The sequence below is a fragment of the Kribbella sp. NPDC050241 genome (assembly GCF_044459685.1).
Classification (GTDB): domain Bacteria; phylum Actinomycetota; class Actinomycetes; order Propionibacteriales; family Kribbellaceae; genus Kribbella.
The window spans coordinates 35,799-57,489 of the sequence record NZ_JBITJE010000015.1 but is presented as its reverse complement, the minus strand read 5'-3'; the positions used below and the strand labels follow the sequence as shown (position 1 = coordinate 57,489).

General features: G+C 68.7%; 18 protein-coding genes. 10 read left to right on the top strand and 8 right to left on the bottom strand.

Annotation, left to right across the window (positions count from 1 at the left end):
• Window positions 1–68: 68 nt before the first annotated feature.
• Window positions 69–662, bottom strand: coding sequence for a hypothetical protein (locus ACIBG5_RS39425; RefSeq protein ID WP_360455446.1), 594 nt, complete (start codon window positions 660–662; stop codon window positions 69–71).
• A gap of 487 nt (window positions 663–1,149) precedes the next feature.
• Window positions 1,150–2,091, bottom strand: coding sequence for an EamA family transporter (locus tag ACIBG5_RS39420; protein WP_396397035.1), 942 nt, complete (start codon window positions 2,089–2,091; stop codon window positions 1,150–1,152).
• A gap of 164 nt (window positions 2,092–2,255) precedes the next feature.
• On the opposite strand from ACIBG5_RS39420, the gene ACIBG5_RS39415 reads away from it, so the two are divergent.
• From ACIBG5_RS39415 to ACIBG5_RS39400, 4 genes are all read left to right on the top strand, one after another.
• The gene (locus ACIBG5_RS39415) at window positions 2,256–3,455 is read left to right on the top strand and encodes a phytase (protein ID WP_396397034.1); all 1,200 of its coding nucleotides are present in this window, start codon (window positions 2,256–2,258) and stop codon (window positions 3,453–3,455) included.
• Between the two features lie 341 nt (window positions 3,456–3,796).
• Window positions 3,797–4,963: a pyruvate dehydrogenase (acetyl-transferring) E1 component subunit alpha gene (pdhA, locus tag ACIBG5_RS39410; RefSeq protein ID WP_396397033.1), complete on the top strand. Its 1,167-nt coding sequence runs from the start codon at window positions 3,797–3,799 to the stop codon at window positions 4,961–4,963.
• Window positions 4,963–5,940: an alpha-ketoacid dehydrogenase subunit beta gene (locus ACIBG5_RS39405; protein ID WP_396397031.1), complete on the top strand. Its 978-nt coding sequence runs from the start codon at window positions 4,963–4,965 to the stop codon at window positions 5,938–5,940. The genes pdhA and ACIBG5_RS39405 overlap by 1 nt, the downstream gene beginning before the upstream one ends.
• Window positions 5,940–7,286 (top strand): dihydrolipoamide acetyltransferase family protein, encoded by a 1,347-nt coding sequence (locus ACIBG5_RS39400; RefSeq protein WP_396397030.1) that lies wholly within the window; start codon window positions 5,940–5,942, stop codon window positions 7,284–7,286. The genes ACIBG5_RS39405 and ACIBG5_RS39400 overlap by 1 nt, the downstream gene beginning before the upstream one ends.
• A gap of 160 nt (window positions 7,287–7,446) precedes the next feature.
• On the opposite strand, the gene ACIBG5_RS39395 is transcribed toward ACIBG5_RS39400, so the two are convergent.
• Window positions 7,447–8,373: an NADP-dependent oxidoreductase gene (locus tag ACIBG5_RS39395; protein ID WP_396397028.1), complete on the bottom strand. Its 927-nt coding sequence runs from the start codon at window positions 8,371–8,373 to the stop codon at window positions 7,447–7,449.
• Between the two features lie 89 nt (window positions 8,374–8,462).
• On the opposite strand from ACIBG5_RS39395, the gene ACIBG5_RS39390 reads away from it, so the two are divergent.
• Window positions 8,463–9,281 carry an EamA family transporter gene (locus ACIBG5_RS39390; protein ID WP_396397176.1) on the top strand — a complete coding sequence of 273 codons (819 nt, stop codon included), beginning with the start codon at window positions 8,463–8,465 and terminating at the stop codon, window positions 9,279–9,281.
• 54 nt (window positions 9,282–9,335) lie between these two features.
• Here ACIBG5_RS39390 and ACIBG5_RS39385 read toward each other — a convergent pair whose 3' ends face one another.
• On the bottom strand, window positions 9,336–10,772 hold the full coding sequence (locus ACIBG5_RS39385; protein WP_396397027.1) for a S8 family peptidase: 1,437 nt from the start codon (window positions 10,770–10,772) through the stop codon (window positions 9,336–9,338).
• Window positions 10,773–11,056: 284 nt separating this feature from the next.
• Here ACIBG5_RS39385 and ACIBG5_RS39380 point away from each other — a divergent pair, with 284 nt between their 5' ends.
• The 4 genes from ACIBG5_RS39380 (at window position 11,057) to ACIBG5_RS39365 (ending at window position 15,060) form a co-directional block, all read left to right on the top strand.
• Window positions 11,057–11,806, top strand: coding sequence for a GntR family transcriptional regulator (locus ACIBG5_RS39380; protein ID WP_396397025.1), 750 nt, complete (start codon window positions 11,057–11,059; stop codon window positions 11,804–11,806).
• Window positions 11,803–13,119: a nitrate/nitrite transporter gene (locus tag ACIBG5_RS39375; RefSeq protein WP_396397024.1), complete on the top strand. Its 1,317-nt coding sequence runs from the start codon at window positions 11,803–11,805 to the stop codon at window positions 13,117–13,119. The genes ACIBG5_RS39380 and ACIBG5_RS39375 overlap by 4 nt, the downstream gene beginning before the upstream one ends.
• A 139-nt stretch (window positions 13,120–13,258) precedes the next feature.
• A complete protein-coding gene (locus ACIBG5_RS39370) occupies window positions 13,259–14,248 on the top strand; it encodes an ATP-binding cassette domain-containing protein (RefSeq protein ID WP_393385344.1) in 990 nt (329 codons plus the stop codon).
• Window positions 14,245–15,060, top strand: coding sequence for an ABC transporter permease (locus ACIBG5_RS39365; RefSeq protein WP_396397023.1), 816 nt, complete (start codon window positions 14,245–14,247; stop codon window positions 15,058–15,060). The genes ACIBG5_RS39370 and ACIBG5_RS39365 overlap by 4 nt, the downstream gene beginning before the upstream one ends.
• A gap of 107 nt (window positions 15,061–15,167) precedes the next feature.
• Here ACIBG5_RS39365 and ACIBG5_RS39360 read toward each other — a convergent pair whose 3' ends face one another.
• A complete protein-coding gene (locus ACIBG5_RS39360) occupies window positions 15,168–16,520 on the bottom strand; it encodes a serine hydrolase domain-containing protein (RefSeq protein ID WP_396397022.1) in 1,353 nt (450 codons plus the stop codon).
• An 86-nt stretch (window positions 16,521–16,606) separates the two neighbouring features.
• On the opposite strand from ACIBG5_RS39360, the gene ACIBG5_RS39355 reads away from it, so the two are divergent.
• A complete protein-coding gene (locus ACIBG5_RS39355; RefSeq protein ID WP_396397021.1) occupies window positions 16,607–19,846 on the top strand; it encodes a BTAD domain-containing putative transcriptional regulator in 3,240 nt (1,079 codons plus the stop codon).
• On the opposite strand, the gene ACIBG5_RS39350 is transcribed toward ACIBG5_RS39355, so the two are convergent.
• The 3 genes from ACIBG5_RS39350 to ACIBG5_RS39340 form a co-directional block, all read right to left on the bottom strand.
• Complete coding sequence (locus ACIBG5_RS39350; RefSeq protein WP_396397020.1) at window positions 19,833–20,459, bottom strand: TetR/AcrR family transcriptional regulator; 627 nt, start codon at window positions 20,457–20,459, stop codon at window positions 19,833–19,835. The two genes, ACIBG5_RS39355 and ACIBG5_RS39350, sit on opposite strands and share 14 nt — an antisense overlap.
• Window positions 20,460–20,582: 123 nt before the next feature.
• A complete protein-coding gene (locus ACIBG5_RS39345; protein WP_396397019.1) occupies window positions 20,583–21,095 on the bottom strand; it encodes a DinB family protein in 513 nt (170 codons plus the stop codon).
• Complete coding sequence (locus tag ACIBG5_RS39340) at window positions 21,092–21,631, bottom strand: DinB family protein (RefSeq protein WP_396397018.1); 540 nt, start codon at window positions 21,629–21,631, stop codon at window positions 21,092–21,094. Before ACIBG5_RS39340 ends, ACIBG5_RS39345 begins: the two co-directional genes overlap by 4 nt.
• Window positions 21,632–21,691: the final 60 nt, after the last annotated feature.

Below are 21,691 nucleotides of genomic sequence, written 5' to 3'. Positions count from 1 at the left end.
TGGTGCTACCGAATCAGTCACCCCACCGAGGTGGCTCTTTCGGGTCCTGCATCACTGACCAGGGAGGGTCAGTTGTTCTGCTTCGAGTCCTGCTCGCAGGTCTTCAGCGTGTCAATCGAGTTGCCGTCGTTGAACGCGCCGAGGACGCCGGCCAGGTTCGTCAGCGGGACGTTGCCGCCGATGCCGGTCGCGGACAGCTCGTTGTGGCAGGCCTGGAACGGGCCGACGTTGTTGCGGCTCACCGACACCACGCCGTCGTCGCCCATCTTGTACCACTTGTGGTTGGCCTGGTCGTTGCCCTGCTCGCAGGTCTTGACAGCGGTGACCGAGTTGCCGTCGTTGAAGAAGCCCACGACGCCGGTGATGTCGCTCGCCGGCACGTTGCCGCCGATACCGGTGCCGGAACCGAACAGGTGGCAGGCCTGGAAGGGGCCGACGTTGTTGTCGTCGATGGCCAGGAGGCCGCCGTCGCGCTTGACGCCGTACCAGCCGTGGTTGCCGCCGTAGGCCTTGCTGGCCAGCGACGCCGCGTCGGCCAGACCGGTGTCCTGAGCCTTCTGCTGCGTGTCGTCGAGAACGTTCGCGCTCACAACGGTAGCCAGGCCCAGCGTGGCGACGGTCGCCACTGCCGCGGCGGCGGCGATCTTGCGAGTTACCTGCATTATGCCAGGTTTCCTTTCGGGTTTGACGGATTCGTCTTAGTGGTAACGACACCTGGCGGGGCCGGTTACAAACTTTTTTGTCAGCTATTGCGTCCGTGCGCGCCCCCATAGGCGGCACGTGATGAGTTCCCTGACGGCGCAGCAAATCCACTCTGACCAGGCAATTTGCTGCCGGCCGGGGCTGTCGCCGAACCGATCCGCAGTTGATGGGAAATCGGCCGTAACCGAACCCGGAGTACGTCGTTGAGTCTGCGCGGGTGACGGATGAAACCCGGTGAATCGGAAGATTGTTTTCGGTGGGCTCGGTGGCCGCCGAACGAGCAATACCATGATGAATCGGAAATCGTTGAACCATTGCCGGAGTTTCGCGCCGTGTTTTTTCGGGGCAGGGTGCCGGCCGGCAAACCATGGCCCGCTGCCGCGCGCATCGGCAGCGGTGGGAGACCCGGGTCCTCAGGGGCCCGGGTTCTTCCGTCTGTAGACGCCGTCAGGTCCGCAGTCGCCGCTCGGCGGTGACCACGAGCGCGACGCCGAGGATGATCACCGCGCCGCCGAGCAGGATCTGCCAGGTGATGTGCTCGTCGAGGATCAGCCATCCGAGCAGTACGGCGACCGCCGGGTTCACGTACGCGTAGGTGCCGATCAACGAGATCGGCGCGTTCGCGAGCAGGTACGAGTAGGCGGAGTACGCGAGCAGCGAGCCGAACACGATCAGGTAGCCGAGCGCCAGCCAGCCGGATCCGTCGATCCGGTCGAGATGCAACCGGCCGGGCTCGCCGCGGACCACGCCGATCAGGACCATCGCCGTACCGCCGAAGACCATCTCGTACAGAGCGGTCACCAGCGGATCGCGCGGCAGGCCGAGGCGCGGTGCGAACCGCGAGCCGATGGCCCAGCAGATCGTGCCCACCACCAGGATCGCGACCGACAGCGGCTTCGCGCTCGTGTTGCCACCTGACAAAGCGAGCAACGCCGCCCCGCCGAATCCGATCAGTACGCCGAGCCACGTCAAGCCGCGTGGACGCTCGCCGCCACCGACGCGCAACAGCATCAGCCAGAGCGGGATCGCGGCCACCAGCAGTGCCGCCAGGCCCGACGGCACGGTCTGCTCCGCGATCGCGACCGCACCGTTGCCGAAGGCAAGCAATAGGATGCCGACCGTGGCCGCGCCGAGCGCCTCCCGGCGGGTGATCTTCAGTCGCCGCCAGCCCGACTTCAGGCTGAGCGCCGCGGCCAGCAGCAGGGCCGCGGTGAGGAACCGGGTCGCCATCCCGAGCATCGGCGGGATCTCCGCGTCCACAACCACCCTGATGCCCAGGTAGGTCGAACCCCAGACGACGTACACGACCGCGAGCGCGGTCCAGATCATCGCGCTCGAGGCGGGCCGGGCGCCGGCGTCGGGCAGCGCGGCCGGGGCAGAAGCGGCCATCTGAAGCCTCCTCGGCCGTCAGGGGTGTCATGCAAAGACGATGCTTACGCTAAGCGGGCAGGCGTCGCTGCGCAAGCCGGTTTCCAGTCAGCAATCCGCTGTTTCCCGCCAGTCCATCAGCGCCGGGCAATCTGCGCCGTACTGCCGATGGTGAGGAGAGTTGGATGCGGATCGCCGGTGTCACGCTTGCTGCGATGGTCGTCACGCTGGGTGTCCAGCCGGCGTACGCCAGTGGGCTCACGGAGGTGACCGCGGTCGCCGAGACCGCGCCGAACTGGGACGACGAGGCGGGCGGCAACGCCAACGCCGACGACCCGGCCATCTGGATCGACGCCAAGCACCCCGAGCGCAGCGTCGTCCTCGGGACGCTGAAGAACGGCGGGCTGACCGTGTTCGACCTGGCCGGCAAGGAGGTCCAGCACATCGCGACACCACCTCCGCCGGCGCCGGGTCAGGAGCCCGGACGCTTCAACAACGTCGACCTGGTCGGCAACCTCGCGGTCGTCACCGACCGCGGCCGCGACCAGCTCAGGACGTACGCCGTCAAGGCCGGGCGACTCACCGACGTGACCAGTGCCAAGGCGCCGCTGGTGTTCAGCAAGGACACCGACGAGGTCCAGGACCAGCACACGGCGTACGGCCTGGCCGCCACCGAGATCCACGGACAGCCGGTCGTCGCAGTGACCCGGCGCAGCGAGACCCGGGTCGGCTTCTTCCGGCTCGTCCCCGAGGGTCACGGCAAAATCACCTATCGCCCGATCGGCAACGTCGACCTGCCGAGCAGCTTCCGGCTGAGCGACGGCAGCACCTGGTCGCCGTGCGAGGAGCCCGGTGACCGCCCGCAGCTCGAGGGCATGGTCTTCGACCGCACCACCAACGACCTGTACGCCGCCCAGGAGGACGTCGGCGTCTGGCGCATCCCGCAGTACGGCAAGCCCGAGCTGGTGGAGAAGGTCCGCGAGTACGGCCAGCCGGCGGCGTACGACGAGGAGACCGAGGAGTGCGCGCCGACCGGGCCGGTCAGCCCGGACGCCGGGAAGTACCTCAGTGCGGACGCCGAAGGTCTGACGATCGCCTACGAGCACGGCAAGCGGATCATGTACGCGTCCAGCCAGGGTGACTCGACGTTCGCGTCGTACCGGATGGACGGGCGGCGGTTGGTCTATCGCGCCGGCTTCCAGGTCGTCGACGGGTCGGCGGCGGACGGCGTACAGCACAGCGACGGTGCGGCGGTGACCACCGAGCCGCTCGGGCCGCGGTTCCCGCACGGTCTGTTCGCTGTGCACGACGGCGAGAACACGCCTGGTGACGGGGACCGTGAGGGCACCAACTTCAAGCTCGTCCGGCTCGAGAAGCTGCCCTGATCGCAACTCAGTTGTGACAGATGCTGTCAGGGCTGCAGATTTCTGTAATATGAGCGTGGAGATATGACCAGTGGGTGGACTGGTGTCTCGTGCCAGCACCGGTTTCGGTACCGGCGTACCCGCGAGCGTCCAGACAGTTAGCGGATCAGGCAACCCGCTGGGTACGGTGTCCCGCAAGTAATACAGCCAGTCAGGCCGGTGAGGAGGTCTACTGGTAGTAGTGCCAGTGCATCAACCCTGGATCCACGCGGTCCTGCCTGCGAAGCCTCACCCGGCTGAAGGGGCCGGCCCGCGCAACGTTGCGGTCGCGGCGATCCCGCGCTCGAACCCGAGGAGTGCATGTGAGTGAGTCGGTGCCGGGGATGACCCCGGAAGTGTTCGCGCCCGTCGAGGCGCCGGTCAGTCCGCCCCAGGCCTCCGAGGAGGTCGAGTTCGTCCAGCTGCTGACGCCCGAAGGTGAGCGCGTCGAGCACCCGGACTACTCGTTCGACCTCGACGACGAGGCGATCAAGGGCTTCTACCGCGACATGACCCTGGTCCGCCGGATCGACACCGAGGCCACCGCCCTGCAGCGGCAGGGTGAGCTCGGTCTCTGGGCGTCGCTGCTCGGCCAGGAGGCCGCACAGATCGGCTCCGGCCGCGCCCTGAACTCCAAGGACATGGTCTTCCCGACCTACCGCGAGCACGGCGTCGCCTTTTGCCAGGGCGTCGACCCGCTGCGGCTGCTCGGCCTGTTCCGCGGCGTCGACCAGGGTGCTTGGGACCCACGCGAGAACAACTTCCACCTGTACACGATCGTGATCGGCGCGCAGACGCTGCACGCGACCGGGTACGCGATGGGCCAGCAGCGTGACCACGCCATCGGCGACGCCGAGAACGGCGAGGCGACGATCGCGTACTTCGGCGACGGCGCCAGCAGCCAGGGCGACGTGAACGAGGCGTTCATCTGGGCCTCGGTCTTCAACGCGCCGGTCGTGTTCTTCTGCCAGAACAACCAGTGGGCCATCTCCGAGCCGATCGACCGGCAGACCCGGATCCCGCTGTATCAGCGCGCGGCCGGCTTCGGCTTTCCCGGCGTCCGCGTCGACGGCAACGACGTACTCGCGACGTACGCCGTCTCCCAGCAGGCGCTGAAGCGGGCCCGGGAGGGCAGCGGCCCGACCCTGATCGAGGCCTACACCTACCGGATGGGCGCCCACACCACCTCCGACGACCCGACGAAGTACCGGCTCAGCGAGGACCTCGAGCACTGGAAGCTGAAGGACCCGATCGAGCGGGTCCGCGCGTACCTGACCCGGACGGCCGGGGTCGACCACGACTACTTCGACCAGATCGACGCCGAGGCCGACGAGGTCGCCGCCACGCTGCGGGCCGGCTGCCTGTCGATGCCGGATCCGGAGCTCACCGACTTCTTCGACACCGTGTACGTCGAGCAGACGCCGCAACTGATCGAGCAGAAGGCACAGTTCGCCGCGTACGCCGCTTCGTTCGAAGGCGAGGTTCGGTGATGACGAAGATCACTCTCGGCAAGGGCATCAACGCCGGCCTGCGGGCCGCGATGGAGGCCGACCCCAAGGTCGTCGTGATGGGCGAGGACATCGGCAAGCTCGGCGGGGTCTTCCGGGTGACCGAAGGACTGCAGAAGGACTTCGGCGAGGACCGGGTGATCGACACCCCGCTGGCCGAGTCCGGCATCATCGGGACCGCGGTCGGCCTGGCGCTGCGCGGGTACCGGCCGGTCTGCGAGATCCAGTTCGACGGGTTCGTGTTCCCGGCGTACGACCAGATCATCAACCAGGTCGCGAAGATGCACTTCCGGTCGCACGGCCGGATCCGGATGCCCGTCGTGATCCGGATCCCGTACGGCGGCGGCATCGGCGCGGTCGAGCACCACTCGGAGTCGCCGGAGACGCTGTTCGCGCACGTGCCCGGTCTCAAGGTCGTGTCCTGCGGCGACCCGGTCGACGCGTACTGGATGATCCAGCAGGCGATCGCCACCGACGACCCGGTGGTGTTCTTCGAGCCGAAGCGCCGGTACCACGAGAAGGCCGACCTGGACGAGTCCGTGCCGCCGGCGCTGCCGCTGCACCAGGCGAAGGTGGTCCGTGAGGGCACCGACGCGACGCTGCTCTGCTACGGCCCGATGGTGAAGACCTGCCTGCAGGCCGCCGAGGCCGCGGTCGAGGACGGCCGGCAGCTCGAGGTCGTCGACCTGCGCACGATCTCGCCGTTCGACCTGCCGACGATCTTCGCGTCGGTGAAGAAGACGCGGCGGGCGATCGTCGTACACGAGGCGCCGTACACGCTCGGCCCGGGTTCGGAGATCGCGGCGCGGTTGACCGAGGAGTGCTTCTACCACCTGGAGGCGCCGGTACTGCGCGTTACCGGGTTCGACACCCCGTACCCGCCGTCGCGGACGGAAGAGGACTACCTGCCCGACCTGGACCGGGTGCTCGACGGTGTCGACCGGGTGATGGGGTACTGATGGGCATCCAGCACTTCCGCCTCCCCGACGTGGGTGAGGGTCTGGTCGAAGCCGAGATCGTCAGCTGGAAGGTCAAGCCGGGCGACACGGTCAAGCTCAACGACACCGTGGTCGAGATCGAGACCGCCAAGTCGCTGGTCGAGCTCCCGGTCCCCTTCGCCGGCACCATTGCCGAACTCCTCGTCCCCGAAGGCGAAACCGTCCCGGTCGGTACGCCGATCATCGCCGTCCAAACCGACTCCGCGGGCGACGAGACCCCCCCGGCCGACGCCGGCACCGAAGACCTCGTTCCCGCGATCCCCGAGCCCGACAACGGCGGCCGCACCGCGGTCCTCGTCGGCTACGGCCCCCGAACCACCGAAGCCAAACGCCGCCCTCGCAAGAGTGCCGGCCTTGCATCAGCTCCGGCGGTCGAGGTGCCGGCACCCGCACCCGTACCCGAGCCAGTTGTTGCTAAGAGCAATGAACCGGCGGGCTCTGTACATGTGTTGGCCAAGCCTCCGGTGCGGAAGCTGGCCAAGGATCTGGGCGTCGACCTGAGCACGGTGACGGCTACTGGGCCGGGTGGGATCATCACCCGGGCTGATGTCGAAGGGCATGTAGAGGCGCCGGCTCCGGTCGTTGAGGTTGCGCCGGTGGTCAGTGGGCGTGGGGACACTCGCGTGCCGGTGAAGGGTGTGCAGAAGGTGATGGCGCAGGCGATGGTTGCCAGTGCCTTCACCGCGCCGCATGTGACCGAGTGGATCACCGTGGACGTCAGTGCCACCATGGAGCTTGTCGACCGGCTCAAGGGTGACAAGGCGTTCCGCGATCTCAAGGTGTCGCCGTTGCTGATCGTCGCGAAGGCGGTCACCCTGGCAGCCCGTCGTACCCCGGTCATCAACGCGGCCTGGGACGAACCGGCGCAGGAGATCGTCTACAAGGGCGCGGTCAACCTCGGCATCGCCGCGGCCACCCCGCGCGGCCTGATCGTGCCGAACATCAAGAACGCCGACGTCCTCACGTTGCCCGAGCTCTGCGCGGCGCTGAACGACCTGGTCGCCACCGCCCGCGAGGGCAAGACCCAACCGGCGGACCAGGCCGGCGGCTCGTTCACGATCACCAACGTCGGCGTCTTCGGCGTCGACGCGGGGACGCCGATCATCAACCCGGGCGAGGCCGCGATCCTCGCCTTCGGCGCGATCCGCAAGCAGCCGTGGGTGGTGGACGACGAGATCGTCCCGCGCTGGATCACCACGCTGGCACTGTCCTTCGACCACCGTCTGATCGACGGCGAGAAGGGCTCCACCTTCCTCGCCGACGTCGCCGGCATCCTCGAGGACCCCGCCCGCGCCCTGATGTTCTGAACAACCCTGGAACGGCCCGGGCAGTCACCAGACTGCCCGGGCCGTGCCATGTGGCGGACCTCCGCCACTCACCAACCCGCCTGGGCGCGAGTGCCGCACGCTCACGCGCGCTTGCGAGTCTCGTCGGGACCGGGGTTGGTGAGTGGGGGCGGTCCGCAAGTCAGCGGAGCGTGAGGACGAGCTTGCCGGTCGCCCGCGAGGTCTCGCCGATGCGATGGGCCTCGGCAGCCTGCCCGAGCGGGAACGTCCGCTCGACATGCACCCGGAGCAGCCCGCGCTCGACTAGGTCGGTCAACCCGAGCAGCCCGATCCGATCCGGCTCGACCAGCATCTCCGCAGTACGTACGCCGCGTGCGTCGGCATCCCGCCCAAGCTCCTCCGGCACCCCGCCGAGTACGGCGACCAGCAGCCCGCCCGGTCGCAGGAACTCCAACCACCGCCGGTCCGATTCGGTCCCCGCCAGCCCGACCAGCAAGTCGAGCTCGCCGGGGTCAGCTGCCGGATCGTGGTAGTCGAGGGGCTGATCCACCCCGATCGACCGCAAGAACTCGTGCTTCCCCGCACTCGCAGTCCCGACCACCTCAGCCCCACGAGCCTTGGCGATCTGCACCGCCAGATGCCCGACCCCACCCGCGGCAGCATCAACCAGCACCCGCTGCCCAGCCTGTACGTCGGCCACCTCGACCAGGCACTGCCACGCGGTGAGCCCCGCCAGCGGCAACCCAGCCGCCTCCACGTGCGACATCCCCACCGGCTTCCGCACGAACTGCCGAGACGGCGCCGTCACATAATCGGCGTACGCCGCAGCCTCCCGCGGAAACCAAGGCATCCCCAACACCTCGTCCCCCACGGCAACCCCGCTCGCGCCCAGGCCGGCCTCCACCACCACCCCGGACACATCCCACCCCACCGTGAACGGCGGCTTCCCCAGGTAGACCTCCTCCGCCCGAGTCACCCAGTCCACCGGGTTGACGCCCGCAGCGTGCACCTCTACCAGCACCTCAGTAGGCCCCGGCACCGGCTTCTCGACCTCGGTCAGCTCGAGAACTTCTGGCCCTCCGAACTTCCACTGCCTCACAGATCGCATGCCTACAGCGTCTCAAGTACCAGGCGCACGAGCCGAGAAACCGATCGCGATCGGGTTTCCGCCGGTGAGAGGGTGTAGCGGTGGTGTTGATGGTGGTGCTGGGGGCGGCGGTTCTTCATGCGGCCTGGAACGCGATGGCTCATGGGGCGCCGGACCGGGTGGCGGGGCTCGCGTTGTTCGAGATCGCGGCGGGAGTGATCGGTCTCGTCGCGGTGCTCGTGATGGGGCTGCCGCCGGGCGGCACCCGGGGGTACATCATCGCGTCCGCGTTGCTGCACCTAGCGTATCTCGGTGGGCTGCTCGCGTCGTACCAGCTGGGGCAGTTCAGCCAGATGTACCCGTTGGCCAGGGGTACGTCGCCGTGGGTGGTCGCCGTGGTGTCGATCGTCGTACTGCATCAGGCGCTGGCCGCGGTCGAACTGGCGGGCGTGCTGCTCATCTCGGCGGGGTTGATCGCGCTGGTGTTCATCGGGCGGCCCGGGCGGCGGCAGTTGCCCGCCTTGATGGCGGCCGTCGGGACCGGGCTGATGATCGCGTCGTACACCGTGGTCGACGGTCTGGCGGTGCACAAGATGCCCGTGCTCACGTACATGGGCTGGGTGTTCATGCTCCAGGGATTCGCGATGCCGCTGGTGGTGTTCGCGTGGCGCGGCCCGCGGGTTCTGCAGTTGCCCCGGGCGGCGGTCCTGTCGGGCCTCGCCGGTGGCGTGGTGTCGATGATCGCGTACGGGCTGGTGCTCTGGGCACAGACGCGGGGAACACTGGCGTCGATCGCTGCCCTGCGCGAAACCAGCATCATCTTCGGCGCGATCATCGGCGCAGTCTTCTTCGGCGAGCGCTTCGGCCCGCGCCGAGCCCTGGCCGCCGTAGTAGTCGTCGCTGGAATCGTCCTCATCAGCACCGGCTGACGAGCGCGCGGTGATGAGTGGGGGTCCTGGACGGAGGACCCCCACTCCGACTGGTTAGCGATGTACTGCGTCGAGGGCGTCGGCGATGCCTTCACCGAAGAAGGCGTTGTTCGCGGTCGTCCCCGTGCAGCGGCCGTCCGGGGTGGTCGGGCAGGCGGTGTCGTCCGCCTCGTTGCGCAGCGCCCGCTCCAGGTCGCTAGGGCTCCACCACGGGTGCACCGACTTCATCAGCGCGGCGACACCGGTGACGTGGGGCGACGCCATCGAGGTACCGCTCATGTTTCCGTAGCCGCCACCCGGCAGGGTGGACAGGATCGAGCTGCCCGGGGCCGCGACGTCGATCTTGTTCAGGCCGAAGTTCGAGAAGCTGCTGCGCGCCCTGGCCTGGGTCGTGCTCGCCACGGTGATCACGCCGGGCAGCTCGGTCGGCATGTCCAGGCAGCTGTTGTTGATCTGGCGGGGGACCGGGGTCGAGTCGTTCGGGCTGCCGTTGTCGGTGGTCTTGTTGGCCAGGTCGTAGTTCGCGTTGCCGGCGGCCGCGACGGACAGCACTCCACGACCCGTCGCCCAGGCGTACGCGCGCCGCACCGCTTCCTGGACCGCGCCCTGGTCACCGTTGTCGTTGCACCAGAACTCGAACGGGTCGATGAAGTAGCTGTGGTTGGTGACGTCCATGTGGTGCTCGGCGGCCCACACGATGCCGCAGATCGAGTACTCCGGGTAGATGAAGCCGTCGTCGTTGACCACCTTGACCGACGCGATCCGCACGCCGGGAGCGACACCGACGATGCCGACGCCGTTGCGGGCCGCGGCGACCGTCCCGGCCACATGCGTGCCGTGCGAGCTGGTGGTCGGCCGCCAGGCACCAGCAGTGGTGTCCGGTACGCCGTTGTTCACACAGTTCACCGAGTCCTTGGCGTCGAAGTTCGGCGCCAGGTCCGGGTGGGTGTCGTCGACACCGCTGTCGTTGATGCCGACCAGCACACTGCGGGAGCCGTCGGTGACCGCGTGGGCCTGGTCCGCCTTGATCTGGACCATGTCCCACTGGTCGACCTCGCGCGGATCCGGCACCGGCGCCGCTTCGGCGTCCTCGACCGACTTCACTCCGGCGGCGGACTTCGCCGTACCGACCGGGCCCTCGCTGACCGCGGCGGTGCGGGTCGCGCCGACCGACTGGACCTCTCGCCCGTTGTGGCCCGCGCGCACATCGGTGCGGAAGTCCGGGTTGGTCGACTGTGCGATCACCACCCCGAGCTGGTCGTACGACGTCACGACGGCCCCGCCGGCCGCCTTCACGGCGAGCTCGGCCTTGCGGACGTGACCGGGGGAGGCCTTGGTGTTGACCACGTAGTTCATCAGCGGCCCAGGCGCCGCCGCCGACGCCTGGTCGGACGGAACGGCATGGGCGGTGGCGGCACCGAGTGTCGTCAGAGTGAGCGCAGTGGCAGCCAGGCCGGCTGTCCACCGGCGCGGACGGGAGCTTCGGGACACGCTGCCTCCTCGGGGCGGGGGCCTGGGTGAGGTCGGGCCAGGCTCGGTATCCCGAGACTCTAGAGCGGATCGCGAACACGTGGAGTTCTTCATCCACAACGCAGGGGAAACCCTCCACTTGTCACTACCTACAGTCCATGTGTTCACGCTCAGTTGCCCACATGCTGTGGATCGGCCTGTGGATAACTCGTGGACAAGCTGGGGAATACCTGGCCGCGGCAGTGGATTAGAGGTCTGTGTAAGATAGATACAACAGAGATACCGGTCGTATGGGTGGGAGTTCAGTGACAAGCGGGGTGCCGGAGAACGAGCCGGCTGTGTCGGCGTCGCGGTCAGCGCTGGAGTTGGGCGAGGAGACCGCGGAGATCGCCCGGGTGGTGGTCGAGGCGGCGCCGGGGGTCGAGAAGATCCCGGCTGCCGAGCGGGTCTACGCCTACGTGAAGGCGGCGATCCTGGACCGGGTCTACCCGGGCGGTGAGCTGCTCACCGAAGGTGAGCTGGCCGCCGCGGTCGGGGTGTCGCGGACACCCGTGCGCGAAGCGTTGCTCCGGTTGGAAGAGTCCGGCCTGGTGAAGCTGTACCCGAAGAAGGGCGCACTCGTTCAGCCGGTGCTGCCGCAGGAGATCGACGATGTCCTGGAGGCCCGCGAGCTGATCGAGACGCACGCCGCCGCGAAGGTCTGGCCGCGGCGCAAGCAGCTCGTCGAGACCCTGACCCAGCGCGTCGACGAGATGCGCGAGCACCGCCGCAGCGGCGACGCGAAGAGCTTCCTGGAGGCCGATCGCGCCTTCCACGAGGCCATCGTCGGTGCCGCCGGCAACCAAATCCTGGCCAAGCTCTACAACAGCCTGCGCGACCGCCAGGTCCGGATGGGCGTGCCCGGCATCCAGATGCAGCCGGCCCGGATGGACAAGTCGATCGCCGCGCACCAGGAGATGATCGACGCCCTCGGCGGGAACAGTGTGAAGCGGTTCCGCGAGCTCGTCGTCGCCCACATCGACACCGCCTCGGCGGACCTGCGGAGTTCGCGTTGACCGAACTCCTCGTCCCCCTGGGCGGACGTCGCGCCTGGGCGGTGTGGACCACTGCTGTCCTCACCTACCTCGTGACCGTGCTGCACCGTGGCTCGATGAGCGTGGCCGGCCTGCAGGCCGCCGAGCGCTTCCACATCTCCGCATCCGCGCTGGCCAGCTTCACCGTCGTACAGCTGACCGTGTACGCCGCCATGCAGGTGCCGGTCGGCGTACTGCTCGACCGGTACGGCTCCAAGCGGCTGCTGATCACCGCGTCCGGACTACTGTTCGTGGCGCAGACCGCGTTCAGTCTGGTCGACTCCTATCCGGCTGCGCTCGCGGCCCGCGCCGTACTGGGTGTGGGCGACGCACTGGTGTTCATCAGCGTGCTGCGGGTCGTCATGTCGTGGTTCCCCGCGTTGCGGCAGCCGGTGATGTCACAGGCGACCGGAATGCTCGGTGGTCTCGGCGCGATCGTCTCGACCGTGCCGATGTCCGCGGCCTTCCACGCCTTCGGTTGGACCACCACCTTCGCCGCTGCCAGTGTGCTCAGTCTGGTGACCGGCGTACTCGTTCTCTTCCTGATCAAGGACACGCCGTACGACGAGCCGCTCCACCGGACCAAGCAGTCGGTCACCGAAGTGCGGCACAACCTGCGGCGGGCGTGGAAGGAGCCGGGCACCCGGTTGGGGCTGTGGACGCACTTCACCACCAGCTTCTCCGGCAGCACCTTCGGACTACTGTGGGGCTTCCCGTTCCTGGTCAGCGGTGAGGGGCTGGCGCCGACGACTGCGGCGGCGATGCTGGTCCTGCCGGTGCTGGCGGGCCTCTGCTACGGCCCACTGGTCGGTCGGTACGCCGCTCGGTTCCCGTTCTACCGCTCCTGGATCGTGCTGGCCGTGATCGCGGGGTCGGTGACGATGTGGACCGTCGTACTGCTCTGGCCCGGGCAGGCACCGATGCCGGTGCTCCTGCTGCTGATCGTCGTCCAGGCGGCCGGCGGGCCTGGGTCGATGCTCGGACTGGACTACGCCCGTACGTTCAACCCATCCACGCGGTTCGGGGCGGCGAACGGGATGGTCAACACTGGAGGGTTCATTGCCACGCTGCTGTGCATCGGCATGGTCGGCATCCTGCTCGACGCCTCGTCGGGCGGGGCGCCGCAGACCATCACCGACTTCAAGTGGGCGCTGGCCTTCCAGTACGTGCTGTGGGCGATCGGCACCCGGCAGATCCTCAGGTACCGGCGGAAGGCCCGGGCCACGCTGGCCCGGTACAACCCGGAGATCTACGAGGCGCTGCGGGCCAACCAGGTCGTACCGCTGAAGGGCTAGGTCGTGTCTGCTGTCCCGCAGACACGACCTGTGCCAGCGACTGGCATGCCCTGATATGGCCTGACAGCCGAGTGCCAGGGCGGTGCCAGAGCGGTCCGGCACGGTAGTCCCAGTGAAGTGATTCCACTGGGAGGAACCGATGACCACAACGAACCAGGTCGCCATCGAAGCTGTTGGCTTGGTCAAGAAATATGGCAGCACCACCGCCCTGGCCGGCGTCGACCTGAGTGTGCCGACCGGCACCGTGCTCGGGGTCCTCGGGCCGAACGGGGCCGGCAAGACCACGGCGGTCCGCATCCTCGGCACTCTGCTCCGCCCCGACTCCGGCCACGCCACCGTCGGCGGGTACGACGTCGTCCGCGAGGCCGGCCGGGTCCGGGAGATCATCGGGCTGACCGGACAGTATGCCTCGGTCGACGAGGACATGTCCGGCCGCCGGAACCTGATCATGATCGGGCGGCTGCTCGGCCACTCGCGGGAGCGGTCCCGCGCCAAGGCCGACCAGCTGCTGGAGCGGTTCGAGCTGACCGACGCCGGTGACCGGATCGCGAAGACGTACTCCGGCGGTATGCGCCGGCGCCTCGACCTGGCCGCCAGCCTGGTCGGCGACCCGAGCATCCTCTACCTGGACGAGCCCACCACCGGTCTCGACCCGCACGCCCGCAACGGCGTCTGGGAGACGATCCGCAACCTGGTGCTCGACGGGACCACGGTGCTCCTCACCACGCAGTACCTGGAGGAGGCCGACGCACTGGCCGACTCGATCATGGTGTTCGACAAGGGCCGGGTGGTCGCCTCCGGGCGGCCGGCCGAGTTGAAGGCCCAGGCCGGCAAGCAGTCGCTGGACGTCAGTCCGGCCGAGCCGGCCCACCTCGAGCGGGTCGCGGCGATCGTCGCCGAGTCGGTCGGCGTACGCCCGACCGTGGACGTGGTGAACGCCCGGGTCAGCGCGCCCGTCACCGACGGTTCGTCGATGCCGGTCGTGGTACGCCGCCTCGACGAGGAAGGCATCGCGGTCACCGAACTGGCGCTGCGGCTGCCGAGCCTGGACGAGGTCTTCCTCGCCCTGACCGGTCACACCGCCGAAGAGAAGAAGTACGACGCTGTCCTGGAAGGAGCGGGCCGATGAGCACCGCCGTTGTCGATGCCCCGGCCCACGCGGGCCGCCGTACCAATCCGTTCGCCTGGGTGCAGCAGAGCCTGACCCTGGCCTGGCGCAACGTCGTCCGGATCCGGCAGAACCCGGAGGCCCTGGCCGACGTGACGTTCCAGCCGATCATCTTCCTGGTGCTGTTCCTGTTCGTCTTCGGCGGCGCGATCGCCCAGGGCGGGACGTGGCACGACTACCTGCCGTACCTGCTGCCCGGTCTGCTGGTGCAGACCGTGGTGTTCTCCACGATGGGCACCGGGGTGGCGCTGAACGACGACTTCGCCAAGGGAGTCTTCGACCGGTTCCGGAGCCTGCCGATCGCACGGATAGCGCCGTTGGTGGGTGCCGTCCTCGGTGACGCGGTGCGGTACTCGCTGTCGATCGTGATCCTGATGGGGACCGGGTTCGCGCTCGGGTTCCGGTTCGGGAACGGCGTCGCCAACGGCCTGCTGGCGCTGGTGATCGTGCTGCTGTTCGCACTGTCGATGTGCTGGATCTGGGTCTGGCTCGGGCTGACCCTGAAGACCGCGCAGGGTGTCCAGGGCGTCGCCTTCCTGGTGATGTTCCCGCTCACCTTCGGCAGCAACGTGTTCGTCCAGACCGACACCCTGCCGGGATTCCTGCAGGCCTTCGTGAACGTCAACCCGGTCAAGTACCTGGTCGACACCATGCGAGCCCTGATGCTGGGCGGCGACCTCCAGAAGCCCCTCCTCATCACCTTCGCCTGGATGATCGGCCTGGTAGCAGTCTTCGCCCCCCTAGCCATCCGCGCCTACCGCCGCCGCACCTAGGCCGACCCGGGTCGAACTCGATGGCGGGTTATGTGACGGCTGGCGCCCAGTAACAGGTCAGCCGTCCAACAACCCGCCATCGATGCCTTGGCAAACATCCCGCAGGCTCAGTCGGGGAGGTGCTGGCCGAAGGCGAGGGGTTGGCGGGTGCAGAGGTAGGTTGCCCAGTGCAACTTTGTGGGGGTGCCGGTGGCGTCTCGGGTGACGCGGAGGAGTTCGCCGGTTTCGCGGCCGGAGATGGTGCGGTAGGTGTCTTCGGCGATGCGGGCGAAGACGGCCGGCTTGATGTGTTCGGGGGCGCCGAGGCCGGCCGCCTCGAGGGTGCCGGACTTGACCGAGAAGATGAACGGGCGGCCCTCGGAGAACCACGTGCCGAGGACACCTTCGAGCTCGGCCGGTACGGCGTCGCCCGGCATCCACGGGCCGGCGGGCAGCGGGTCGTCCTCGAGGACCTTGATCGCCAGATCGGTGGCCAGCGCGCTCGGGGCCGGCGACGACGTCGAGTTGAACAGCGCGATCCCGGCCGTGCCGGACGGGCGGTGGACGAACGTCGACGTGATGTGACCGGGCATGCCGCCGTCGTGCCCGACGAACACGCGGTCGCCGAGACGCAGCAGCATGAAGCCGAGCCCGAACGCGAGCTGCCACCGCTCCATGTCCGCCATGAGCTGCACCTGGCACATCTCGTCCACGGTGTCCTTGGAAAGCACCTCGTCGACAGGATCGGCCACGAACATGGCCCACTTCGCCAGGTCCTCCGCCGTACTCGCCAGACCGCCGCAGGCGTTCAGCGCACCGAGATCGAGGAGCTTCTCCTGCACCGGTACGTCGGTGTACGGCGGTACGTAGTACCCGGTGGCTGCCGGTCCGCCGTCCATGCCGACCGTCGTACGGCGCATCTCCAGCGGGTCCAGGATCCGGGCCTTGATCGCGTCGTACCAGGGCCGGCCGTCGATCCGGGCGACGATCTCGCCGAGCATCGAGAAGACCAGGTTCGAGTAGTGAACCCGGTGGTGCGGCTTGCCGACCCGCTCGGCCTCGTTCCAGCCCGACACCAGCTCCTCGCGGTCCGGGAACTTCATCAGGTCCCAGACGTCGCCGACCGGCTCGCGCTGCATGCCGCTGGCGTGGCTGAGCATCTGCCGCACGGTGATGCCCTCGTGCTTGCTCTCCGGGATCAGCTTCTCGACCGTGTCGTCCAGGCTGAGCTTGCCTTCGTCGCGCAGCGCCATGATCGCGACCGCGGTCAGCGTCTTGCTCTGCGACGCGATCAGGAACTGCGAGTCCGCCGTCGGCGGCACCCCGGGCGAACCCAGATCGGCCGATCCGGTCCCCTGCGACCAGGCCATTGATCCGGCCCGGGCCACGGCCCCGACGACGCCGGGCACCCGCCCCTTCGTCTGCCGTTCGGAAACGATTCGAGTGAGAGCGGTCTGTGTACCCGCGGCGATGTCAGTCACGACTGCCGAGACTATGCGAAGGAGATGACAAAAGGCAGGGGGATTTGGACGGCCTCATGTGCGAGGCTGGAGGTGTGCGCATAGCGGTGCTTGGGCCTCTCGCGATGTGGGCGGCCGACGGGACTCCGCTGGACGTCCGCGGGGTCCGGCTGCGCGGATTGCTCGCCCGGCTCGCGCTCAGCGCCGGCCGCCCGGTGAGCGTCGAGACGCTGGTCGACGGCCTGTGGGGCAGTGAGGCTCCCAGCGCGAACGCCCTGCAGTCGCTCGTCTCCCGCCTGCGCGCCGGCCTGCCGGCCACCGAGTCGAGCGTCTCGGTCCAGTCCGGCCCGGCCGGCTACACGCTGACGATGGGAGCCGACTGCGTCGACGCCCTCCAGTTCGAGGACCTGGTACGCCGGGGCCGCGGGCTGATCGGCTCCGATCCCGAGAAGGCCCACGCGCTGCTCACCCAGGCGGAGAAGCTGTGGCGCGGGGACGCGCTCGCCGACCTCCGCGACCTGCCGTTCGCATCGGTCGAGGCCGACCGCCTGAGTGAGCTCCGGCTCGCCGCGGCCGAGGATCTCGCCGAGGCCGCCGTCCGCTGCGGCCACGCCCGCGACCGCATCACCGAGCTCGAACGCCTCGCCGTCGCCCACCCACTCCGCGAGCGCGTCCACGAACTGCTGATCAGAGCCCTGTACGCCGATGGCCGGCAAGCCGAGGCGTTGGCGGCGTACGAGCGGGTCCGGGCAACCCTCGCGGACGAGCTCGGTGCGGACCCCGGGACCCGTCTGCGCGAGCTACACGTCGCCGTCCTGCGTGGGGACTCGGTGGACCCGGTGGCGACCGACGGTGTCGTGCCGGCGACGACCGCTGCGGCGCCACACAGCAACCTGCGTGCACCGATGACCAGCTTCGTCGGCCGCCGCGAGGACGTGGCCGAGCTGGAGCGACTGCTGAACAACGGGACGCGTCTGGTGACCATGGTCGGTCCTGGTGGCGCTGGGAAGACCAGACTGGCGACAGAGACCGGACGGTCCCTGGTTGCGCAGAGCGGCGACGGCATCTGGTTCGTCGAGCTCGCGCCACTCGGTGACAGTGCGGAGGTCGCGCCCGCAGTCCTGTCCGCGCTCGGCGCGACCGAGTACATCGACACTCCGCAGAGCGCTCTGGGGACACCGAGGCGGCTCCCGGCGTCGAGGGCAGCGACCGAGCGGCTGGTGGACGTCATCGCGGACCGCCGGGTCCTGCTCGTGCTGGACAACTGCGAGCACCTCGTGCAGGAGGTCGCCGCCCTGGTCGACTCGTTGCTCGCGGCCTGCCCGCGACTCCGGGTGCTGACGACCAGCCGTGAGCCGCTGAGCATCCCCGGCGAGCTCCTGCATCCGGTCGGCCCGCTGGGGCTGCCGCCCGAGGACGCGGTCGACGACGAGTACCCGGCGATCCAGCTGTTCGTCGACCGGGCCCGCGCCGTACGACCGGACTTCGCCCTGATCGACGCGAACCGGGGAGCGGTCGCAGAGATCTGCCGCCGGCTGGACGGCATGCCACTGGCGATCGAGCTCGCGGCGGCACGGCTGCGGGCGCTCACGCCGGAGCTGATCGTGGAGCGGCTCGCCGACCGCTTCCGCCTGCTGACCAGCGGATCGCGGACCGCGCTGCCCAGGCACCAGACGTTGCGCGCGGTCGTGGAGTGGAGCTGGGAGCTGCTCGATCCCGACGAGCAGGCGGTGGCCCGACGGCTGTCGCTGTTCTCCGGCGGAGCGACCCTGGAGGCCGCCGAGCAGGTGTGCAGCGACCGCAATCTGCCGCCCCACGCGATCCTCGGCGTACTGGCGTCTCTTGTCGACAAATCGCTCGTGGAAGCGGCGGCCGGCGAGCGCTCGGTGCGGTACCGGATGCTCGAGACGGTCCGGGCGTACGGCGCCGAGCAGCTCGAGCTGGCCGGTGAGCGCGAGCGCTTCCGGCACGCACACACGATGTACTTCAGCCGGTTGCTGCGGCAAGCCAAGCCGAAGCTGCGGACCGGCGAGCAGATCCAGTGGATCGCCCGCCTGACCGCGGAGAACGAGAACCTGCTCGACGCGCTCCGCACCGCGATCGACACCGGCTCCGCGCGCGTCGCGGTCCAGCTCGTCTCGGTGCTGGGCGAGTACTGGAACATGAGCGGCCGTCCGTCCGAAGCGGTCGGCTGGATGCAGGCGGCGCTCGCTGTACCGGGACCGACCTCGCCGCACGACCGGGCGATGGCCCTGATGCTGTACTCGATCGGCACGCTGTCCATCAGCGAGGATCCGGGCGCGAACTTCCACCAGGCGATCCGCGGGCTGGCCGAGGTGCGGTGGCTGAGCCGGCGTCACGCGTACGTCGCACACTCCGGCGTCGGCCTGTTCACGAACGCCGTGTGGGCGATGATCCGCCGGGACAAGGCCGCGTCGTTCCGTGAGCTCGAGGCGGCCCGCGAGCACGACGACCCCTGGACCCGGAACCTGGGCGTGATGATGACGGCGATGTTCCGCGAGAACGACGGCGAGGTCGACCAGATGGCGGCCGACCTGACCGTGGCGCTCGACGGCTTCCGTCAGCTCGGTGATCGCTGGGGTACGTCGATGGCCCTGCGCGGACTGGCGAGCTTCCAGGGCAGCCGTGGCGACCACGATGGCGCGCTCGAGTTGGTGGAGGAGGCCCTCACGCTGATCGGGGAGCTGGGCACGACCGAGGGGGTGTCCCAGCTGCTCGGTCAGAGTGCGCTGGAGCGGCTCGAGCTCGGCGACATCGATGGCGCTCGTGCGGACCTGACCCGAGCGATGCAGCTGGCCGAGGAGACCGGATCACGCGGCGGTCAGGGGATGGCGTACCTGGGGTTGTCGCGTATCGCCTATCGGACTGGTCGGCTGGACGAGGCCAAGGAGCTGGGCGAACGCGCGTACTCGATGCTCGACCTCGAGGTGGAGCGGATGGCGCCGCAGGGCCAGGCGATGATGCTGGCGAACCTCAGCCGGGTGCACCTCGCTCGCAACGAGCTCGACGAGGCGCGCCGCTACGGCAAGCAGGCGATCGAGCTCGGTCTGTCCGCCGACGACATGCCGGTGGCGTCGATCATCGTCGAGGTCCTCGCAGACGTGGAGGAGCTGGCCGGCGAGCCCGAGCTCGCGGCGCGGACGCTGGGCATGGCGGCGGCGATGCGCGGTCTGCGGACGGTCGCCGACGCCGACGTCCAGGCCGCCTTCGACCGGTTGCAAGAGGCCCTGGGCAACGATGCGTTCGACGCCGCGTACGACGCCGGCGCGTCGCTGCCCCGGGACCAGGTGGTGCTCGAACTGCGGAAGCGGGTCAGCTCGTCATGAGCTGAACGGCCAGGTCACGCAGGGACTGCTGCACCGTCTGTTCGGGCGGTCGCGGGTCGGTCAGCATCCAGTCGTAGACCACGGTGTTGACCGCGCCGAAGAAGGCCAGCCCGAGGAACCGGAAGTCCTTGGGTTTGATCTCGCCGCGTCCGACGGCGGTCTCGCCGAGGTCGTTCACGCTGCCGATCAGCAGCTCCCGGAAGGCGATCCGCTGCTCCTCGACGGCCGGACTGGTACCGACCACTTCGACGAACGAGATCCGCGCCTGACGCAGGTCGGCCATGATCGTGTGCAGGTAACTGTCGACGGCCGCGGTGATCCGCTCGCCGACCGGCCGGTCGGCGGTCCGGCGCAACGCGTCGCCAGTGGTCCGCACCGCCGTTTCGATCACCTGCGCGTGCACGGCGAGCAACACGGCTTCCTTGTTCTGGAACTCGTGGTAGAAGTGGCGGGTGGAGACTTTCGCCTGTGTACACAGGCGTTCCACCGATGTCGCGGGATAGCCTTCGGTCCCGAACAGCTCCAGCGCGGCGGCGAGCAGTCGCTCCCGGCGCGCAGCCTTCCACTCCTCGACGGACCGCCCGGAATAACGGCGTACGGAGGGTTCCCTCATCACACCTCTTGTCGCTACCCCGTGCCAGATGCCGGACATCCTATCCACCACTCGGCGCCGCTGTAACCGGGTTACCGAGGTGGGTGGTCATCGCGTGAAGACCACCCACCCCGGGTCTTCGGATCAGTTCAGCTTCTCGTACCCGGTGGTGCCGTCCAGCAGTTCGCGGATGATGTCCAGGTGCCCGAGGTGACGGGCGGTCTCCTCGATCATGTGGCAGAGGATGTACCGCACCGATGCGTGCCCGGTGTCGCGGACCACGGCTCGTTCGACGTCACCCAGGTCGAAGCCGGCGACGATCTCGTTCGATCGGGCGCATTCGGCGTCGTACTCGTCGAGCAGTTGGGCGAGTGGTACGTCGTCGACGAACATCTCGGCGTCGGGATGTCCGCCCTCGGTGAAGGGGGTCTGCCCCTCGTCCGGCGTACCGAGGAGGTTCTCGGTGAACCAGGAGTACTCGACCCAGCGCAGGTGCGAGACCAGCCCGGCGACGGTCGTGAGCGGCGAGGTGGGCAGCAGGCTGCGATGTGCGTCGGCCTCGCTCAGACCCTCGCACTTCACTCGCACCAGCGAGCGCAGATGATCGAGCCAGCCGGTCAGCTGGGTCCGTTCGTCCGCTGTCAGTGGCGGCCTCATGCCGGGTCCTCGTTCGGACGGGTGTAGCCGGTGGTGCCGTCGAGGAGCTCCCGGATGATGTCGAGGTGGCCGACATGGCGCGCGGTCTCCTCGATCATGTGGCAGAGGATGTAGCGCAAGGACGCCGCGTCCCCCTTCGCGGCGTACGGGCCTTGCTCGAGCGCATCGAGCGAGTGGGCGGCGATGGTCTCGTTGGATCGCGCGCACTCGGCGTCGTACTCGTCCAGCTGTTGGGCGATGGGTACGTCGTCGACGAACATCTCGGCGTCGGGGTGACCGCCTTCCGTCCATGGGGTCTGGCCGGTGTCGGCGACGCCGGCCAGGGCGAGCTGGAACCACGAGTACTCGTTCCAGCGCAGATGTGCGACCAGGCCGGCCATCGTCATGAGCGGCGACCTCGGCAGAAGCTTGCGGTGGGCATCTTCTTCGCTGAGTCCCTGGCACTTCATCCGGACGAAGGAACGTTGCAGGTCGAGCCATCCGGTCAGCTGGACGCGCTCGTCGGCGGTCAGCGGCGGACGCTGTACTTCGGTCATTGAAAGCTCCTGTACTGAAATGGAGCCGCCCGGTCTCAGCCGCGGGTACGGCGGACGGGC

What these genes read in the sequence shown, in the direction of transcription:
- ACIBG5_RS39425 (WP_360455446.1), bottom strand. Translation starts at nt 662, where the DNA reads ATGCAGGTAACTCGCAAGATCGCCGCCGCCGCGGCAGTGGCGACCGTC.
- ACIBG5_RS39340 (WP_396397018.1), bottom strand. Translation starts at nt 21,631, where the DNA reads ATGACCGAAGTACAGCGTCCGCCGCTGACCGCCGACGAGCGCGTCCAG.
- ACIBG5_RS39370 (WP_393385344.1), top strand. Translation starts at nt 13,259, where the DNA reads ATGACCACAACGAACCAGGTCGCCATCGAAGCTGTTGGCTTGGTCAAG.
- ACIBG5_RS39345 (WP_396397019.1), bottom strand. Translation starts at nt 21,095, where the DNA reads ATGAGGCCGCCACTGACAGCGGACGAACGGACCCAGCTGACCGGCTGG.
- ACIBG5_RS39365 (WP_396397023.1), top strand. Translation starts at nt 14,245, where the DNA reads ATGAGCACCGCCGTTGTCGATGCCCCGGCCCACGCGGGCCGCCGTACC.
- ACIBG5_RS39400 (WP_396397030.1), top strand. Translation starts at nt 5,940, where the DNA reads ATGGGCATCCAGCACTTCCGCCTCCCCGACGTGGGTGAGGGTCTGGTC.
- ACIBG5_RS39420 (WP_396397035.1), bottom strand. Translation starts at nt 2,091, where the DNA reads ATGGCCGCTTCTGCCCCGGCCGCGCTGCCCGACGCCGGCGCCCGGCCC.
- ACIBG5_RS39405 (WP_396397031.1), top strand. Translation starts at nt 4,963, where the DNA reads ATGACGAAGATCACTCTCGGCAAGGGCATCAACGCCGGCCTGCGGGCC.
- ACIBG5_RS39350 (WP_396397020.1), bottom strand. Translation starts at nt 20,459, where the DNA reads ATGAGGGAACCCTCCGTACGCCGTTATTCCGGGCGGTCCGTCGAGGAG.
- ACIBG5_RS39415 (WP_396397034.1), top strand. Translation starts at nt 2,256, where the DNA reads ATGCGGATCGCCGGTGTCACGCTTGCTGCGATGGTCGTCACGCTGGGT.
- ACIBG5_RS39390 (WP_396397176.1), top strand. Translation starts at nt 8,463, where the DNA reads ATGGTGGTGCTGGGGGCGGCGGTTCTTCATGCGGCCTGGAACGCGATG.
- ACIBG5_RS39395 (WP_396397028.1), bottom strand. Translation starts at nt 8,373, where the DNA reads ATGCGATCTGTGAGGCAGTGGAAGTTCGGAGGGCCAGAAGTTCTCGAG.